Genomic DNA, 17,778 nt, shown 5'->3' with positions numbered 1-17,778 from the left:
TCGTACCAAGCCAAATGAAAATCAGATCAGCTATTGTTACATGAAGGATAGGGTTGATAATAGATACAGTAGTGCGGAAACTTTACGAAACAGATTGAAAAAATAACATCTAGATAAAGTTAATTAAATAGTTCACACCGAATCAAATCAACCATCTGTGATCGAGTTCAAAACAAAAGCGACCTCTTATAAAAACCTAATTGAGTTCTTGATGTATTAGATAAGCATATCGATACGGATTAGCAGATCTCTTTATCGATCGAAGTCCATAGTCAGCTTTTATTTCGAGAGTACTCGCGATACCCGCGAAGCCAGCCACTGCCGCCGCAGTTACAAGTCCATACTGCTCTCCAAACTTCCAGCCACCTGCTAATGCCGGAAGAAATTTTTGAGGACTTAGACTAAATGATGCCTTTATGTTTGATAGGTACACAGGATACTGCCACTCCCTACCAACAGCTAATAAATTTGCACATGCTTGATCTAATTCGGAAATGCTTTTATTTAGCTCCGTTGGTTTATCGACTGACTCCTCAATTTTAGATACGAATGATTCCAACTGATATCTCAATAAATTCAACTCGTCTCGTCGCCGTTGCTTGAATTCGAGGATTTCTGCCAATGGCACGTCTTGCCTCGGTATAGGGATTGCACGATGTAGTTCTAGTAATGCACCTTTTCCTTCTTCAGCGATACCATCTTTTAACAAAAGGGAGTTTTCACCTTTTGCTAGCGCCCAGACTCCCGGCTCTGCACGCTCAAGATCTTGATAAGCCAATATCTGTCCTTTAGCGATCGCCTGTGCTTGATCTCCGTTTATGGTGTAGTCCGGTCGACTCAGAATTCCAACAGTTTCAAGAAAAATCTCATCTGCGTTACTCGCAAAATATATGCCCCTAGATGAGGGCCAGACGAGTCGGTCCCAAAATAATAGAGCGAAACGAAGTTCTTGCGGATCTAAATTTGAAGATTTAACAAACATACGACTACCATCGATTTCAATTGGAGGACTCACAACTAAACCACGATGAGTTGCCTTTTTAGGAACCCGTCCGAAATTCGATTCACTCATTTTCCGTTGCTTCGCCTCGCCCATCATCCACTCCTATATTGGGTTCAATGTAATAGTCAGAAAAAAGTCGTCATGTAATCAATGTCTGATAAGTGTCTGCCATACCAATTATTACTTAAACATTAGTCGATAAAAATTTAAGAAAACTTTAAGTTTCTAAGTACTCAGCAGCCTGAATATAACATTATTGCAACTCATAATAGTTTTCAGTTAAACGTTGGACGCTGATTATTTTGTAATGACCGTCTTACAATAAATATTAGATTTATCATAGAAAGAACATTTCCACCAATCACAAAACCCCTTGCCCCCACCCAGCCCCAGTGGCAAGATGAGCCAGCGTATTTGCAATAAAAACAGCAACCTACAAAGAGGTATCTCATGGCATCAAGCAAAATTTTAGTGGCGCAGGGTGGTGGTCCGACTGCGGTGATTAATCAGTCTTTGGTGGGTGTTGTGCAAGAGGCGCGGCGCTTTTCGCAGATTACTCGTATCTATGGTGCGCGGCATGGAGTACGTGGGATTGTCGATGAGGACCTGGTCGATCTGACGCAAGAGACTAGCCAGAATCTGGAACTGGTTGCTGCCACGCCATCGTCGGCCTTGGGTTCTACCCGCGACAAACCGGATGCCGCTTACTGCGCAGCGATTTTTAAAGTCTTGCAGGCACATGAGATTGAGCACTTTTTTTATATCGGTGGTAACGACTCTTCCGACACGGTGCGCATTGTGAGTCTGGAAGCGCAAAAAGCGGGCTACCCTTTGCGCTGTATTCATATCCCTAAAACCATCGATAACGATCTGGTCGGCAATGACCATACGCCGGGTTTCCCTTCTGCGGCGCGCTTTGTGGCACAGGCATTTGCGGGTGCTAATTTAGATAATGCGTCATTACCTGGCGTGTATGTCGGTGTTGTCATGGGGCGGCATGCGGGATTTTTGACGGCGGCTGCGGCGATGGCGAAAAAATTCCCGGACGATGGGCCGCATCTGATTTATTTGCCAGAGCGGGTGTTTTCCTTAGATAAATTTCTGGCGGATGTCAAAGCGGTTTATACCCAATATGGTCGCTGTGTGATCGCAGTATCGGAGGGGATTCATGATGCTAGCGGTGCTGCGATTGCCAGCCTGCTCGCCACCGAGGTGGAACGTGATGCGCACGGCAATGTGCAGTTGTCTGGCACTGGCGCCTTAGCAGATTTGCTATGTGATGAGATCAAATCCAAACTCGGCATCAAACGTGTACGTGGCGATACCTTTGGTTATTTGCAACGCTCATTTATTGGTTGCGTGTCGGATGTTGATCAGCGTGAAGCGCGTGAGGTCGGCGAGAAAGCCGTGCAATTTGCCATGTGGGGGCAGCGTGATGGTTCTGTCGCCATCAAACGTCAAGGCGATTATTCGGTGGATTACGAGTTATTGCCGCTGGATGCGGTGGCTGGTAAAACGCGGGTGATGGAAGACGAGTTGATTGCGGAGAGCGGTACGGATGTGACCGAGGCTTTCCGGCGTTATTTGCGACCATTGTTGGGGTCAGGTATGCCAGATGCGTTCCGCCTGCGTTTTAGTCCGGTGGAGAAGATATTAGGAGTTAAAAAGTAAGCTGCGCGAAAAAGCTGTATAGCAAAGGGATAGCGCTATCGGTCAAACTTGGGTATCTTTTTTTAAGTCAGCGTAGATAAGATTGCATGTCGGTGGGTTTTGACCTATATTAATACTCACTATGAGTATATTTAATTGTCCAGAGAATTACTGGACGATTGGGCAGTTTTTAATAAAATGATGGGGAGTATATTGAAACATACTGCTATCCATGCACTTTAAAACAGTACCTTAAGACCGCACTTTAAAGTCGTACTTTTTGACTGATACAACTCTACGACGCAATGTTCTACGTTAAAGCATGGCGTTTTGCAGTCCCGCTACATCAGTAATTATTTTTAGACACAAATCAAACTTATGCAAGCACGTCGCAATTTACTCAAAAAAACCTTGATGCTCACTGCCGCTGGTTTGGTCGTGGGTACGCGGCCACTCATTAGCCTTGCCAGCGATCAGGACAAACCGCATGAGCTTGCGCCACCGCCAGATTTATTCGACTCGCAAGCGCTGGATATTGATTTTTGGGTGCAACCACGAACACTGGATTTAATCCGGCCTGCCAGCGGTGAGCGGACCAAAATTTTGTACTGGAAAGATGGTGAAGTCAAAGAGTCTGCCTACGAGCAATTGTGTCATCTGCTGCGTGACGTGAATGGTAAAAAAACCGCGCCTATCGATCCTAAATTATTGGAAACCCTGTGGGCAACCCAAGCCTTTATCGCCCGTTTTGGCATGACCAAACCGCTAGAGATTTTATCTGGTTACCGCACACCAGAATCGAATAAGCGTCTGATCGAAGAAGGGATTCCGGCTGCCAGAAAATCGCTGCATCTGGAAGGCAAGGCTGCCGATATCCGCATCGCGCAATTGCATGAAGAAGTATTGGGAGAATTAATACGCAGCTTCCGCCAAGGCGGTGTCGGTTTCTATTATCGTCCCAGCGCACGGGGCGGCTGGATACATACCGATACTGGTTTGCAAAGAACCTGGAAAGGTTGATGGGAAGTAAATATAAAGGTTGATAACTACAGTTTTTGTGAGCGTAAACCTCGCCCCAAAAGCAGCCGTCCACTGCCAGTGATCTTAATAAGGTATGCGCCCGGATTCTTTTAGATAAGCGACCCAGCGGTGCGTAATCCCATACATCAAAGTCATGATGAAAACCCAGGCCAGATAACACCGGACTAGCGACGGGTGATATGTCGAGGGCACACCCAGTCGCCTATCATCAAAATTGATCTGCTGATCAAATAACAGTTGCATCATGATCGCACCCAATACATGAATCAACATCACATGAACGCAATAAAAAAATAAGGGATGGCTGCCAAATAAGCTCAGCAAGGGTACTTCTTGCTTCACATATTTGTCCATCAACGCCAGCAAAGCCAGGCTAATACTGAGGGTTACGCATAAATACAGCAGCGATGGCGGATACTTATGAATATCGACAAACGACATCAGACTCATCAGCCAGCCACCAGCCTGTGGCGACCAAGGATCTGGATCGCCGTACCAGTTACCGCTGCGCAAAGCGATAAAACTCAACATCAACAATGCCGATATCAGCAACAAAGTTTGCTGACGCCGCGCAGGTGGCTGCAACAGCAGCGGCCCCAAACAATATCCTACCGCCATTAAACCTACCCAGGGCATCAGCGGATATAAAACAAAAATACCAAATTGATCACCTAACGGTATCCAACCGCCCTGATGCCATAATTTGAACATGGCAGTCGCGTCCGGTCTATGCAAGCTGTCCAGCAAATTATGCGGCAATAATAAGGCAGCTGCGACCAGTAAGATGACTGGTCGAGGTAAACACTGTAATGCTGCCATCACCATCATCGCCACGCCAAGAGCCCAAATCACTTGCAGGAACAAACTATCGAGTGAAAATTGCCAGCTAAAATTAATCCAGGTCAGCTCCAGAAAAATCAGCAAAGCGCCGCGGCTGAGTAGATAGCGCGCCATATTCCACTTGTCTTGATGCTGACTACGTAGAAACGCTGAGATACCAGCTAACAACACAAACGTCGGTGCGCATAAGTGTGTAATCCAGCGCGTCCAAAACCAGCCTGGGCTGGTGAGCGTTAAATCAAGAGGATTAAAAGGCGTAGGTGCAAAAAAATCGCGTACATGATCCAGCGCCATCAGGACGATGACCAGACCACGCAGAACATCGATAGCAAGTAGGCGATTTGAAGTTTTCATCACGCTGTCCTCAGAGATATTGCAGCCTGTACTTCACAATAAACAGCGTGAATGCATGCCGAAGGAATAGAACTAAACTTGCTTGTAATCAATAGGTTAGAGGACAATATCCTGATGGTCAAGTGCAAGAAAACGTCTTTATAAAAAATATCTTCATCAGAACACAGGTGAGGAAATAATCACAAAAATAAATGCTGTGCAGCTTCGCGGTCATCATCCATCACCAGTTGACCCGCTTTGCGCCATAATGTCACATCGTTTTTAGCCTCTCTTTAGATTCACACATCATGACCAGCCCAAACTTAGAAAATATTAATGTCACCTCCTTCGACAGCATGCCAACGCCAGAAGATTTACATGCACGCTTGCCGTTATCCGAGGCCGCTGCTGCCGTTGTCAACCAAGGCCGTGAAGATTTACGGAATATTTTAGAACGCAAAGACCCGCGTCTGTTTGTAGTGGTCGGCCCCTGCTCTATCCATGATCCGGTAGCAGGTCTGGATTACGCCCGTAGATTAAAAGCGTTGCAAGAAGAAGTGAAGGACACCTTACTATTGGTGATGCGCGTGTATTTTGAAAAGCCACGCACTACGACTGGCTGGAAAGGCTATATCAACGATCCTGATATGGATGATTCTTTCCACGTTGATCAGGGCATGGAAAAAGCCCGCCAGTTTTTGCTGGATGTTTGTGAGTTAGGACTGCCAACCGGGACCGAAGCACTTGATCCGATCTCGCCACAATATCTGGGTGACTTAATCGCCTGGACCGCAATCGGCGCCCGCACAACAGAATCGCAAACTCATCGCGAAATGTCATCCGGCTTATCGACACCAGTTGGTTTTAAAAATGGTACGGATGGCGACATCAGTATTGCGATTAATGCGATTTTGTCGGCATCGCATCCGCATTCTTTTCTTGGTTTAAATGGTCAAGGTCGCGTCGCTATTGTGCGCACCAGTGGCAACCAGCACGGCCATGTTGTATTGCGTGGTGGAGATGGTCGCCCCAATTACGATACGGTGTCAGTAGCGATGGCAGAGCAAGCCTTGATCAAAGCAAAGTTGCCCGCCAACGTGGTTGTCGATTGTTCTCACGCAAACAGCTACAAGAAGCCTGAGCTACAACCTTTAGTCATGGCCGATGTGATTAATCAGGTCGTCAATGGATCTAAGGCATTAGTTGGCTTAATGATTGAATCCAATATCGTCGCTGGCAATCAGTCGATTCCAGATGATTTGTCGCAGCTAAAATATGGTTGCTCGGTGACCGACGGATGCGTAGATTGGGCGACCACCGAGGCTATGCTGCGCGATGCAGCGACTAAGTTGCGGACGATTAAACGCTAATTTTGCTAATTTTTTTTGCGCTTAATCTTCTTGGGCTGACTTAACTTCAACACTTAATCAACCCAAGAAAAAATCAACTCATCTCACACTGGCCGTTCTTGTTGCACCCATAGCTGCACCGACGGACGTTGCCACTGATGCTGTGCATATGCCAGTAATTTTTCAGGAACCGGATCGCCATTCAAGGCCAAGCGATTGATCATTAAAGCGAGATCGGTATCCGCAATACACCAAGCATCAAACAAGTTGATTGCTCCGTCCTTGATCAAATCATTGACGGCGGTAATTAGCTTATTGGCAGAGGCCTGAGCCGCATCTGACAGAGGCGTGGTGATGGGCTTAAAAAATATTCCCTCCGTTGATCGCTCTTCACGTATCGGCATAAAATCACTACGTAGCCAGGCTTGAATTTGTCTGGCTCTGGCTCTCTGTTGCAAGTCCTCCGGATAAACACGCGCATGCGCGGGAGCTGGAAATAAGTCTTCCAGATATTCACAAATCGCTGAAGATTCTGACAAATAAAAACCCTCGTGTCCCAAGGTTGGTACGCGGCTAGAAAGCGACAAACTGGCAAAGTCAGCATGGTGATTTTCTCGTGCGCTTAAATTCACTTTTTTCATTTCAAAAGGAATCGCTTTTTCTGTCAATGTCACAAAACTAGACAGCGCATATGGACTGGTCATTCGAGAATCGACATAGAGAGTGAAGTGTTCTTGCATCAAAACAGGCTCCTTTATTTTGTGGAAGTGATTGAGAAATGATTGAAAAATTATTTAGCTTAGGTGGGTGATTGTACGGGCGCTATTCGTTGCTGATATTTGTCAGATGAGATCAATAAAGAAAAGTTTCCTTTAATTTGCCTTATCTCTGGTTAATACATATGCAACCTCGGTTTTACTCTTCATCTCGCCACGCACCCAGCCTTGCAAAGCATAAAACCGGTCTGCCCGCGTATCGGGTTGCGTGCCTAATTTAATCTGGTTTGCGCCCCGCTGAAATAGCCAGTCGGTAGCGAGCGTGAGTAAGTTTTTACCGATACCGTGGCCTTCAAATTGGGGCAAAACAAACAGCGCCCAGATCGAGTTATCTTCGGACGCTGCATAAGAAAATCCGACTACCTGCTGATCCATTTCGGCGACCCAACCATGCCCCAGTTTATCCAGATAATCTATACACATCGCTGGTGTAACGGCATCGGGATTGGTCAAGACATTTTCTTTTACGGCAAAGCGGATTTCCATGATGACGGGGATATCTTCGATGGTGGCTATTCTGTAGCTCATGGACATAGTATTGAGTCTAATAAGTTAGACTGATAATTAAACAGAATGAAACAATAAGCTGTTCTGTCTAATAAAGCAAAAATCCCTTGATCAGCAAATGCTATTCAAGGGATTTTCTATATCGTACTACCTATGTTGATCGTCTTATTTTTTACCGCTACCATCCAGACTCAATGCGCCGCTGCCGTGGATGATGACAAATAACAGGCCGCCCATCATAGAAATATTTTTCATGAAGTGGATCATCTGATTTTGTGCCTGATCGGCTGGCACACCCCAAAAGTTATGGAAAATCACCGCAGCGGAGGCAGTAAAAATCAGCATCGCGGCGGCAGCCCAACGCGCTTTCCAACCTAGGATGACTGCTAAACCGCCGCCGAGTTCTACAATAATAGCGGCGATAGCGGCCAACTGTGGCAAAGGCAAACCTTTGCTGGCGATGTAGCCGACGGTACCGTCAAAACCGGCAATTTTACCTGCGCCAGAAGCGACAAAAATCAATGCGATTAATATGCGGCCAACTAAAGGGCCAAACTTATTCAGTGCGTTCATATTTTTATACTTTCTAAATAGAGATCAATACATTATTGGATAAGACGCTGGTGCTTTAAAAAACTAAACCTGCAATTACTCAAAATTGACAGCAAATTACGCCGTCAAAGTTCCTGCCCGAAAATCATTAATCGCCTGGAATACTTCTGCCTGACTATTCATCACAAAAGGACCGTATTGCACTATCGTTTCACGCAATGGCTGACCGGCGATGAGCAATGCACGAGTTGGACCCTTAGCGCGAATCCGTACACCGTCGCTGTTGCTGTCGTTACGCAAAATTGCCATACGTTGCTGCGCTACGGTTTTCTCGCCTATCTGTAATTCACCACGATAAACGTAGATAAATGTATTCATGCTGTCCGCCATCGCCTGGGCAAACTCAGCGCCGTCTTCCAGATTGATATCCAGATATAAGGGCTCGGTCACCGCACGTTGCATGGCACCTGTTACGCCATGACTGGCGCCTGCAATCACGCGCACCGTGGCATCATCGATTGTAAATTCTGGAATATCCGCATGTTGGAAATCTTTGTACCAGGGCGTCATCATTTTGTCCTTAGCAGCCAGATTGAGCCAGAGCTGAAAACCCTCCATGCGCCCTTCTTTTTGCTCAGGTAATTCCGAATGAATCACGCCACGGCCAGCAGTCATCCACTGTACGCCGCCGTCTTCCAGCAAACCCTCATTACCAGCGCTGTCATGATGGCGCATACGGCCGGAGAGCATGTAAGTGACGGTCTCAAAACCACGGTGCGGATGATCGGGAAAGCCGCCGATATAGTCTTGCGGATCATCGGTACCAAACGCATCCAGCATCAAAAACGGATCAAGCCGGTACTGCAAGTTTTGCGTTAACACGCGAGTCAGCTTGACGCCATCGCCATCCGACGTCGCCAACCCAACGATGACTTGCTCCACCGTGCGTGGCTGAAGAACAGTGTCGGAAGTAATTGCAGATGTCATGATGGACTCCATGTTGATGAAAACAATATCAAATTAAAAAATATACTCATTATCAGTATCTTTTAATTGTCCATATATTCTCTGGACAATAAGGTATTTTTACTAAAAATAATGGGGAGTATATAAAAATCTACCTTCTCCCCATCTTTTTAGCCGGACTTTTAAAGCTGACTTAAAAGCGGTGATTTAAGCAATGCCCGATATCAGTCAAGCATTATTATGCTGCAAGGGCCAATTCAATTTGCTGGATTTGCTCGTGCGCAGAAGCGAACGCGGCTTTCTCTGCATCTGGCCCCATTGCCAAGCCTTCAGCAAAAATAAACTGTACATCGGTCATACCCAAAAAGCCCAGGAAGGTTTTTAAATACGGTGTTTGCGTATCATTAGGCGTGTTGCGATACAAGCCACCACGGGTTAAGACGACGACGACTTTTTTGCCAGTTAATAATCCTTCTGGGCCATTTGCACCATAGCGGAAAGTGACTTGCGCACGTGAGATGGCGTCGATCCAGTTTTTCAATTGCGCTGAGATACCAAAGTTGTACATCGGCACGGCGAGGACTACGGTATCGGCGGCCTGAATTTCGGCAATTAAAGCGTCATCCAACGCAACACGGGCAGCTTGTTCTGGCGAACGATTTTCAGCGGGTGTGAACAAAGCACCCAAAGCAGCGCCATCCAAAGCCGGATGCGGTGTCGCACCCAGATCACGCACAGTCAACTGTGCATCTGGTGTGGCCGTACGCAAACGTTGTACGACGACATTGGCTAAATTGCTGGAATGGGAGGCATCAGCACGGACGCTAGAGTTGATTTGCAAGATATTCATTTTGGAACCTTTTCATGTGAAGTGGTAGTGCATGCACTGTAGCTGTTCCGAAATCAATGCAGAAGACCTTAATTTGGATATCATTGTGCCGATAATGGAACAATAAAGTACAATCGGATGCAAACAACGCAAAATCAAACCCCGTTAACGCCCTTCAGCCACCACCACCTCCAATGAAAGATCAGCATGAGCCTGGAAGCCAATGATTTACTGCTATTTGCCCGTGTGGTGGATGAAGGTAGCTTTAGTCGCGCCGCCGAGCGTTTGGGCTTGCCCAAATCCACCTTGTCGCGCCGGATCACGGAACTGGAATCGCAATTGGGCGAGCGCCTGTTATTGCGCACCACCCGCAAACTGAGCGTGACGGATTTTGGGCATGCCGTTTTAGCACATGCGCATCAGGTGACGGCAGAGGTGGAATCGACCATGGCCTTAGCACAGCACCGGCAAGTGCAGCCCAGCGGGCGCTTGCGGGTATCGATGCCGAATGATTTTGCGAACGATGTGCTGGCCAACTTGCTGGCGGATTTTATTGCGACTTATCCGGCGATCTCATTAGAGCTCGATTTATCCGCACGACGGGTTGATCTGATCAGTGAGAATTTTGATGTTGCAATCCGCATGGGAGATTTACCCGACGACGCCACTCTTGCTGCACGTCGTTTGCTGGTCGCTACGGTCGGCCTGTATGCGGCGCCCAGCTATCTGGAAAAGTGCGGAATACCGCACGAGCCGGAGGCCTTGATGGAACATGATTGCCTGCGCATATTGACGCGTAATGGCGAGCCTGCCGTCTGGTCATTTATCCGTGGTGAAGAAAGCTGGAAAGGCTCGCCGCCCGCACGGGCGATTGCTAATTCGCCAGATGCGCTGGTACGACTGGCACGATCAGGCGCGGGGATTACGATGCTGTCTGATTATTTTGCAGAAGACATGATCAAGAAAGGCGAGTTAGTCCAGGTGCTGTGTGACTGGCAGATGCCCTCCGTCACTGCATGGGCAGTTTTCCCCGGAAGGCGCTTAATGCCAGCCAGAACACGGGTGTTTTTGGATGCGCTACAAGCCCATTTTTCCGGGTCCGGCTGCCAGGCAATGGAGACACAAATCAGCGCAAGAAAATCTGCTAATAAAGCGCTTGTCTAATGCTGAAATAAGCTGAGATTGTTTTGCTTATTAATGTCGCCACCACCGCAAAAAATGGATTAAGGGTGATGGCTAATTTAAATAATTTTCAGAATACGCTGAGCGAGTATTCAAACAAAAATACTAGCTCAGCGCAGATCATTAAAACTTAAAGTTACCTGCATCCAGCACTAAAGTCGCCGCGCCACAAGCTGGCGTGACAGCTTCACGATTGCCGCTAGTGGTGGATTGATTGCTTTCCCACACATCAGCTACTGCGCCGTGTTTCATAAATTTATATTGAATCGCCGTTGATGGCGGCAACTGGATAGTTTGCGACCAAGGCACGTTAGCACCACTTCCCTCAATTGTCATACTGGTCGCTGGCATCCAATTACTCAGCTCATTTCGGTTGCCCAATACATAGACATTTTGGCCAACAACGGTATTAGCGTTGGCCACGCGAAACTTGACGCTTACCGTTGTGCAGGTTGTTCCGCCACCTGTGCCACCACCGCCAGTGCCTGTGATTTTTTGGTTAATATGCAAAGCCACGGCGGGTACGGTAGAACCACCATTTGCCGCAATGCTGACGGTCGCAATTCCATTGCTGCCGACAACAACGCTGTCACTGGTACATGCCGTTTTAGCGGCGTTCAACTGGCCATGTACGACGTTGCAATAAGTGCCCGCCGCTAAACCGGTTTGGAATGATGCATTCCATGCTGAGGCATCATTATTGATCGCCACAAAACCATTCGCGCCACGGCTAAACGCAATCTGATTAATCGTGCCATTGGTGAAATTACCCACACCCTGACCAGATGTAGCGGCGCGAAAAGCCACCATGTTAGCGATATCAGACCAGCGATGAATAAAATCCCAATCGACATTAATTTTGGGATTACCACTTGCATCAAACGGACTGGCACTTGGCGCATTCTGATCCTTATTACTAAAGCGGAAGCCCGAGTGAATTTGCGCATGCCCATACGGCCAGGCTAGCATGAAAATATTCGCTAGATCGTAGCGTTTTGTCCCCTGCGTATCATTCGTCACACCGGTGAAATTGCTGGCATTCATTGAATCACCGTTGCGCTCTGTGTCCCAATTATTTACAAAGACAGTGGCTTTAGAACTATCCACAAATCCCCATGTGCCGCCCCAATTGCCCGGAGTGCCCATATAAGTACGGATTTGAGAAAGTTGATTGCCATTGGTAGACCGGAAAGTCTCACGCATGGCCGCAGCAAACTTAAATTCATTGATGGTACCCGCCGAAAAATAGTCAGCACGGTTGACGGTACCGTCCGCAATAATCTCCTGCGTTACCCAAACTGGCTCGCCAGCAGAAGTCGTGCTAGAGACGCTAGTAACAAATGCCTGCAAGTCAGCGGGTGCCATATGTTTAGCCGCATCGAAGCGGAAACCATCGACGCCCATGCCCAACAATTTGGTCAGATAATTTTTGACCTGTCCGCGTACATACGTACCTTCCGTTTTTAAATCCGGTAGTCCAACCAGGCGACAAACGATGACGTTGTTGCGATTATTGTTGTAGTCGCTATCTTGAATATCACATGCCGGATGGAAGTCGTTTGTCCCAAAGTTAGGGTATTGCAAGCTAGTCGAATTCCAGGTCGATCCGTCCGAACCCGTACCCGATCCGGCCGCCATATGATTCACCACCACATCTGCATAAATCCGCACTTTTGCTGCATGACAGGTGTTGATCATGGACTGAAATTCTGCCTCCGTACCCATATTACTTTTCAGCGCGGTAAAGTTCACCGGCTGATAAATGTCGTACCAGGTATTCAGATTGGCAGATGCATGTGGCGGCGATATCTGCACGCCACCATAACCTTGCGGACCCAGCCAGTTTGTACATTCTTTAGCAATATCATTCCAACGCCAATGAAACATCTGCACCGAGGTATCAGCCGGATTAAAGTTAGCCGCTTGCGCTGGCAACGATGCACCCAGCATGCCAAAGGCAATGGAACTTGCCAACACACTGCGACCAAACAGGCGGCGCAATGCGGGTGTATGTTGATGACGACTTGTCGATTTAACGCGTGAATCTACTTTCATGTCTACTCCGTTATTTTTTAAGGTTTGGAAAGTCCCAAAATGCGCCGCGCCATGCCAGCCGTCTATGCGGAGTGCAGCTTGCGGTGTAAGGCAAATGGGTAACAAAAATGCGTAGCAAAAGACCATGCCAGCATGTACAGCCTGGAAGACAGCAGAGATAATTATGCTAAGGGATGAGAGCTACTTCCGATTATTAATGTAGCATAACTACATTTGTTTAATAGGTAAAACCTCATTTTTTGAGAAAAATCAACCAAAGTACTTTGGATTTTGTAACTCAGCTACATTTACCGAGTGAGAATTATTACGCTTAACCGCTTTATAGATAAGCCAATTCAAGATGCCGCCGCCGATGGCAATTACTAGAGAGATTTTAACTATTTGAAATATCATTTCCATCTCTAAATCGGTCGCTAAAATTATCCCGAATGGGATAAGACAAAACAAAACGCTAGTGAGAAGGATAGAGATACAAATACTTATTTGAGGCCGCTTAATAAACATGGAAAAAAATATCTCCATTACAGATAGAACGCCAACAGTAAGCGGCAATACTATTGAAGCTACATTATTTGGTAAATGAAAGTCGAATTTATCCAAGAGAAATTTGGCAGCACAAAACAAACCAAAATTTATAAAAATACTCCATTGAAACGGAAGACGCGAAATCGCGAGTTTGAAATTCATCATTTATTCATTTAATTTTTTATGTGAGTTGTGAACATTTTATCCAAGTATTGGCGCGATCGAATTACCGTAGAGAGGTCGGTTGATAAAACGCATAAGAATTAATAAGCTTACTCCCGTCACAATCAGGTATTCCTGCAACAAGCCCAATTTAGTGCTTTTGAACAATAAACCTGCTGCTATACTCGTTTTCGCTCACGTTTTCGCTCTCTCACCCTAGACTCTTACATCAACGCCAATGTCGATATCTGATCCCGCTCAATTACTGCAACGCATACCGGAGTTGCAGTCCTTAGTTGATGACCCAAAAATTAGCCGGGCGATTGAGAGTGGCGATCCGTTCAAAGTATATCGGGCGCTGGTGTTGGCGAAGTTATTCCGCCGTCTGCCAGAACATGTCGATGTCCTGCGTCTGCTGACCAGTGAACGGCGTTTGTTTGCCAAGCCACTCAGAGGGACACCGTCGCTGGGCAATATCAACTCGGTCGGCTTTGGATTTGTTGGCAAGGCAGAAAAGGATCTGGACGATAGCTATATTGCTTTGCATGCGTTTGTCATTTTGTTTGTGATCCCGCTGATACCGCTCGGTGCGTATGTCGTCAAAAGTACAGGGGCACGCAAATGGCAAATTTACGCCCGTGCGCCGCTGGGGATTTTAGGCTGGCTGTACACACGCGGTCTGGCATTGAGCGCGGTGGTGTTGGTGCTGTCTGGCGCGGCGCATAGCTATCACGAATCTAACTCGCAAGACCTGCTGTTGCTAAATGGCTTTGATGTGCCGCTGACAGTCAATTTTGATCATCAGACCATCACGTTGCCGGCTCAGGGCAGAGCCACGATCAATCTGAAAGCAGGAAAAATTCACGGCACCGCAACTGCGACCAATTCCGCCAAAGCGGCTGAAGCGGCTGGCGTGATCGATCAATTTGATGAAACCCTCAATAGCAGCGACAGTTACAGTATCTGGAACATCGCAGGCGCTGCACCGCTGCTGCTAAACACGATCGTGTACAGCAAAGTCGCCCCCGAGAATCCTGAAAATCAAGGCAGCCAGATAGTGTATTGCGGCAAGCGTTTTATTGAACTGAGCAACGTCAAATACGCATTTGAAGAGCCGCCAAAAACCATGAGCATGAGTAAGCATGAATCCAGCATCAGCATTAATCATCTGACCGTCGCCACCAGCGACAAGACGCCAGGCGTGCTTGCTTGCATCAACTACGCGATGGATCATGGTTTAGAAAAAGAGATTGCCAGAGCGACCGAAGCATTGGCACAACTGCATGACTGGGACATACGCTACTCCAGCGCCGCGATTGTGACTGCGCAGAGTGTGTCTAACGCAGAGGCTATGCGAGTTGCTGGCCGTATCATGCAAGCCAAACCAGGCGATATGGTGTACGAGCGCATGGTGCAAAATATTCGTGAAGCAGCTGGTCAGCACGAGGCTTTGTTAAGTGAATATGGAGAACGCGCAAAACAGCAACCCGACTCCGCCAATGCACAATATTTGTTTGCCTCTTTACAGTCTGGCGATGAGGGAATTAATGCGATGCAGAACCTGGCGCAAAAATTCCCTCAAGATCCCAATATCCTGCGTAGTCTGGTCTGGCGCAAAGCGGCGCATGGTGACTATCAGGGCGCAAACAATGACATCACGCGGCTGCATAAGTTATCCCCTAGCGATGCAGCGCGTTTGCTGGATGTTGAAGTCCGCATAAAGGTCGCTTTGCGTCGTGGCTTTGAGGCGATGAATTTACTCAATGCGGCGGTACGTGACAAGGTGGCAGATAACCGTGCCGGACATGCAGCAGACTTCGGCTTAGTCGCCCGTTATTTTGGCGCTGATCCTGAGATCTACCTGAAAGCCTTGCCGGGTGATGAGCAAAATCTTAAAGCCTTGGATTTTTATCGGGTGCGTGCTGGCTTGCCCGTGACATTGCCGCAAAACGCCCTACTTCCAGAAATCAAATTAGCAATGGCTTTGCGCAATGCGCCAGCGACCGCCCTCACCATAGCGCGCGATCTCAGCCGCAACCAGATAAGCAGTTTAGGAACTGACCAGCTCACCCTGCTGTATGGCGAGGCTGTGCGTACCAACGACAAAGTATTGCTCACCAAGTTGCAAGGGATTTTACATTTATCAAAAACGGAAGAAACGGCTCTGCAAGGATATTTACGCGGTGAAGATATCTCGCTGGAGCAGTTTGATATTGAACTGGATATTCAGGCTGCCGCTTATCTGATCCGGTCCCGCAATACTCAACTAGCAGCGGCGGAGCGCAGCGCCCTGCGCGCCCGCGCCGCTAGAACCGATCTTCTGCATGGCGTCATCAGTACCGCACTCAATCAATGGCAAGGCTAAACCCATGGATACAACAACCAATTCCAAAATAAATAAATCCAGAACCAAAGGGACTCAGATTGCTCAGCGCGCTAGCCTGGTGCTGGCCTTGTGGTTGGGTTTCTGGCTGCTCGCCATCGGCCTGGTGATAGGGCTGTTATGGATACCGTTCGCCCAATTGCATTACCGTTCATCGTTGCAGTTCACTGGCATCGTGGCAGGGCTTGCGGCTTTGAGTCTGGCGTATTCACTACGCCCTCGCCGACGTGAAAAAACTACTGCCTCCACTGCCAAGCCACTATCGCGCGAGACCGCAGCGCCGCTGTATGCCATGGTAGAAAAAATCGCTGCCAGGTTGCATATTCAAGCGCCGGTAAATATCCATTTAATCGGCGCTGCCAGCGCATTCATTAGCGGCAAACGCAACTGGCAAGGCAAAATTAAAACCCTAGAGGTCGGCCTTGGTTTGCCCTTACTTGGTACCTTGTCTGAGCAAGAATTAGGTTCTGTCATCGCGCATGAATTTGGTCATTTTGTGGCGGGTGATTTGTCGCTGGGACCTTGGGTATACCGCACCCGCATGTCGATTGCGCATACCGTTACCGATCTGGATGATTCTTTATTTTTTCTGGATCTGTTATTTAGCTATTACGGCAAATGGTTTTTGCGTTTGTCGTCCAGTGTCTCGCGTGCGCAAGAGTTTGCAGCAGATGCGCTGGCATCCAAAACCTTCGGCATCGTCGCTACCCGCACCGCACTGGAAAAAGTCCATCTAATTGATCCTATGTGGTCGACCTATCTGGACTATGAGCTTGGTCCCGCCATCAACCGTGGCGCACGGATGCCGATTTTTGAAGGCTTCCGTCGCTTTAGCAAACTAGGTGTTAAGCGCGCTGCAGTGCAGGTGGCGATCAAACGTGCGGAGACCCGCAAGGCGTCCGAGTTTGATACCCATCCGTCATTGGAAGAGCGGGTAAGTGCCTTGGTGCCGGGCGCCAAACCTAGCTTTCCTCCGCTGTCCCATTGCTGGGAATTATTGGGTGGCGAACAAGCTACCGAAGCGGCCTGGTATGCCTTGTTTGATGCGGACAAATTAACGACGAGCGACTGGGATGCGTTTGGCGAACAGGTGCTGCAAACACAAATCCAGCAACGTTTTGCCGGTAGCTGGATGGACCCCAAGCAACTGGCGTTCACTGAACTGGTCACAATGGCACAGCGTCCCGAGGACTCTTGGGATAAATTAAAACCAGAAGGGGTGAGTTTTTTATCGCCGCAAGGCAAGCGTAATCATGTCTTGGACATTTTAGAAGAATGGATTGCAGCCTGTCTAATCCATCGTTGCTTCAAACTCAAAGCAACGCCAGGTCAGCCCTGGGTAATGCAGCGTGAGGATAAAGCCATACAACCTGCGGAGCTGTTACAACAAGCATTGGGCGGCTCGCTGCGGTCGGTACAGTTGGCGCAGTTTGACTTAAAAATTTGATTTGGAGTTTGATCTAGAAACTTGATTCAAGCTTGGATGCGCAGTGTGATCGGCTAAGATAATTTATCAGAATAATATATTTAGAGATCTTTGCACGATAAAAAGCCAAGCAGAGTGTTTACCTCAAATGAGACAATAGCAACAGGATAAATTTAAAGAGTGGCAATCATGGCGTGGA

Annotated in this window: 15 protein-coding genes; 6 read left to right on the top strand and 9 right to left on the bottom strand. The window is 47.7% G+C overall.

Annotated features, from left to right (window positions below):
- Positions 1 to 196: 196 nt before the first annotated feature.
- Positions 197 to 1,072 (bottom strand): DUF6236 family protein, encoded by an 876-nt coding sequence (locus AAKU61_RS04345; RefSeq protein WP_354329960.1) that lies wholly within the window; start codon positions 1,070 to 1,072, stop codon positions 197 to 199.
- A gap of 381 nt (positions 1,073 to 1,453) precedes the next feature.
- On the opposite strand from AAKU61_RS04345, the gene AAKU61_RS04340 reads away from it, so the two are divergent.
- Both AAKU61_RS04340 and AAKU61_RS04335 read left to right on the top strand, forming a co-directional pair.
- Complete coding sequence (locus AAKU61_RS04340; RefSeq protein ID WP_354329958.1) at positions 1,454 to 2,674, top strand: 6-phosphofructokinase; 1,221 nt, start codon at positions 1,454 to 1,456, stop codon at positions 2,672 to 2,674.
- A gap of 357 nt (positions 2,675 to 3,031) precedes the next feature.
- Entirely contained in the window at positions 3,032 to 3,673 is a 642-nt protein-coding gene (locus tag AAKU61_RS04335; protein ID WP_322120294.1) for a YcbK family protein, read from the top strand.
- Positions 3,674 to 3,757: 84 nt separating this feature from the next.
- Here the strand turns inward: AAKU61_RS04335 and AAKU61_RS04330 are convergent, their stop codons facing one another.
- Entirely contained in the window at positions 3,758 to 4,888 is a 1,131-nt protein-coding gene (locus tag AAKU61_RS04330) for an acetyltransferase domain-containing protein (protein ID WP_354329956.1), read from the bottom strand.
- Positions 4,889 to 5,175: 287 nt separating this feature from the next.
- On the opposite strand from AAKU61_RS04330, the gene AAKU61_RS04325 reads away from it, so the two are divergent.
- On the top strand, positions 5,176 to 6,237 hold the full coding sequence (locus tag AAKU61_RS04325) for a 3-deoxy-7-phosphoheptulonate synthase (RefSeq protein WP_354329954.1): 1,062 nt from the start codon (positions 5,176 to 5,178) through the stop codon (positions 6,235 to 6,237).
- An 83-nt stretch (positions 6,238 to 6,320) separates the two neighbouring features.
- Here AAKU61_RS04325 and yfcF read toward each other — a convergent pair whose 3' ends face one another.
- The 5 genes from yfcF to AAKU61_RS04300 form a co-directional block, all read right to left on the bottom strand.
- Entirely contained in the window at positions 6,321 to 6,956 is a 636-nt protein-coding gene (gene yfcF / locus AAKU61_RS04320) for a glutathione transferase (protein ID WP_354329952.1), read from the bottom strand.
- Between the two features lie 132 nt (positions 6,957 to 7,088).
- A complete protein-coding gene (locus tag AAKU61_RS04315) occupies positions 7,089 to 7,526 on the bottom strand; it encodes a GNAT family N-acetyltransferase (protein ID WP_354329950.1) in 438 nt (145 codons plus the stop codon).
- A gap of 138 nt (positions 7,527 to 7,664) precedes the next feature.
- Positions 7,665 to 8,072, bottom strand: a complete 408-nt coding sequence (locus AAKU61_RS04310; RefSeq protein WP_322120299.1) for a DoxX family protein — start codon at positions 8,070 to 8,072, stop codon at positions 7,665 to 7,667.
- A gap of 96 nt (positions 8,073 to 8,168) precedes the next feature.
- Positions 8,169 to 9,038: a pirin family protein gene (locus AAKU61_RS04305; protein WP_354329948.1), complete on the bottom strand. Its 870-nt coding sequence runs from the start codon at positions 9,036 to 9,038 to the stop codon at positions 8,169 to 8,171.
- A 217-nt stretch (positions 9,039 to 9,255) separates the two neighbouring features.
- Complete coding sequence (locus tag AAKU61_RS04300; protein WP_354329947.1) at positions 9,256 to 9,867, bottom strand: FMN-dependent NADH-azoreductase; 612 nt, start codon at positions 9,865 to 9,867, stop codon at positions 9,256 to 9,258.
- A gap of 186 nt (positions 9,868 to 10,053) precedes the next feature.
- Between AAKU61_RS04300 and AAKU61_RS04295 the strand changes: the two genes are divergently transcribed.
- Positions 10,054 to 11,010 carry a LysR family transcriptional regulator gene (locus AAKU61_RS04295; RefSeq protein ID WP_354329945.1) on the top strand — a complete coding sequence of 319 codons (957 nt, stop codon included), beginning with the start codon at positions 10,054 to 10,056 and terminating at the stop codon, positions 11,008 to 11,010.
- A 141-nt stretch (positions 11,011 to 11,151) separates the two neighbouring features.
- Here the strand turns inward: AAKU61_RS04295 and AAKU61_RS04290 are convergent, their stop codons facing one another.
- Both AAKU61_RS04290 and AAKU61_RS04285 read right to left on the bottom strand, forming a co-directional pair.
- A complete protein-coding gene (locus AAKU61_RS04290; protein ID WP_354329943.1) occupies positions 11,152 to 13,083 on the bottom strand; it encodes a carbohydrate-binding module family 20 domain-containing protein in 1,932 nt (643 codons plus the stop codon).
- A 249-nt stretch (positions 13,084 to 13,332) separates the two neighbouring features.
- On the bottom strand, positions 13,333 to 13,770 hold the full coding sequence (locus tag AAKU61_RS04285) for a hypothetical protein (protein ID WP_354329941.1): 438 nt from the start codon (positions 13,768 to 13,770) through the stop codon (positions 13,333 to 13,335).
- 238 nt (positions 13,771 to 14,008) lie between these two features.
- On the opposite strand from AAKU61_RS04285, the gene AAKU61_RS04280 reads away from it, so the two are divergent.
- Together AAKU61_RS04280 and AAKU61_RS04275 are read left to right on the top strand one after the other, a co-directional pair.
- Entirely contained in the window at positions 14,009 to 16,135 is a 2,127-nt protein-coding gene (locus tag AAKU61_RS04280) for a tetratricopeptide repeat protein (RefSeq protein ID WP_354329939.1), read from the top strand.
- Positions 16,136 to 16,139: 4 nt separating this feature from the next.
- Entirely contained in the window at positions 16,140 to 17,600 is a 1,461-nt protein-coding gene (locus AAKU61_RS04275; RefSeq protein WP_354329937.1) for a M48 family metallopeptidase, read from the top strand.
- Positions 17,601 to 17,778: the final 178 nt, after the last annotated feature.

Source organism: Undibacterium sp. GrIS 1.2 (assembly GCF_040544435.1).
Lineage (GTDB): Bacteria > Pseudomonadota > Gammaproteobacteria > Burkholderiales > Burkholderiaceae_D > Undibacterium.
This window is presented reverse-complemented; position numbering and strand designations above follow the sequence as displayed.

Excerpts from the sequence above, each read along its gene's own strand:
- AAKU61_RS04345 (WP_354329960.1), bottom strand. The coding sequence starts at position 1,072 with ATGAGTGAATCGAATTTCGGACGGGTTCCTAAAAAGGCAACTCATCGT.
- AAKU61_RS04340 (WP_354329958.1), top strand. The coding sequence starts at position 1,454 with ATGGCATCAAGCAAAATTTTAGTGGCGCAGGGTGGTGGTCCGACTGCG.
- AAKU61_RS04335 (WP_322120294.1), top strand. The coding sequence starts at position 3,032 with ATGCAAGCACGTCGCAATTTACTCAAAAAAACCTTGATGCTCACTGCC.
- AAKU61_RS04330 (WP_354329956.1), bottom strand. The coding sequence starts at position 4,888 with ATGAAAACTTCAAATCGCCTACTTGCTATCGATGTTCTGCGTGGTCTG.
- AAKU61_RS04325 (WP_354329954.1), top strand. The coding sequence starts at position 5,176 with ATGACCAGCCCAAACTTAGAAAATATTAATGTCACCTCCTTCGACAGC.
- yfcF (WP_354329952.1), bottom strand. The coding sequence starts at position 6,956 with ATGCAAGAACACTTCACTCTCTATGTCGATTCTCGAATGACCAGTCCA.
- AAKU61_RS04315 (WP_354329950.1), bottom strand. The coding sequence starts at position 7,526 with ATGTCCATGAGCTACAGAATAGCCACCATCGAAGATATCCCCGTCATC.
- AAKU61_RS04310 (WP_322120299.1), bottom strand. The coding sequence starts at position 8,072 with ATGAACGCACTGAATAAGTTTGGCCCTTTAGTTGGCCGCATATTAATC.
- AAKU61_RS04305 (WP_354329948.1), bottom strand. The coding sequence starts at position 9,038 with ATGACATCTGCAATTACTTCCGACACTGTTCTTCAGCCACGCACGGTG.
- AAKU61_RS04300 (WP_354329947.1), bottom strand. The coding sequence starts at position 9,867 with ATGAATATCTTGCAAATCAACTCTAGCGTCCGTGCTGATGCCTCCCAT.
- AAKU61_RS04295 (WP_354329945.1), top strand. The coding sequence starts at position 10,054 with ATGAGCCTGGAAGCCAATGATTTACTGCTATTTGCCCGTGTGGTGGAT.
- AAKU61_RS04290 (WP_354329943.1), bottom strand. The coding sequence starts at position 13,083 with ATGAAAGTAGATTCACGCGTTAAATCGACAAGTCGTCATCAACATACA.
- AAKU61_RS04285 (WP_354329941.1), bottom strand. The coding sequence starts at position 13,770 with ATGAATTTCAAACTCGCGATTTCGCGTCTTCCGTTTCAATGGAGTATT.
- AAKU61_RS04280 (WP_354329939.1), top strand. The coding sequence starts at position 14,009 with ATGTCGATATCTGATCCCGCTCAATTACTGCAACGCATACCGGAGTTG.
- AAKU61_RS04275 (WP_354329937.1), top strand. The coding sequence starts at position 16,140 with ATGGATACAACAACCAATTCCAAAATAAATAAATCCAGAACCAAAGGG.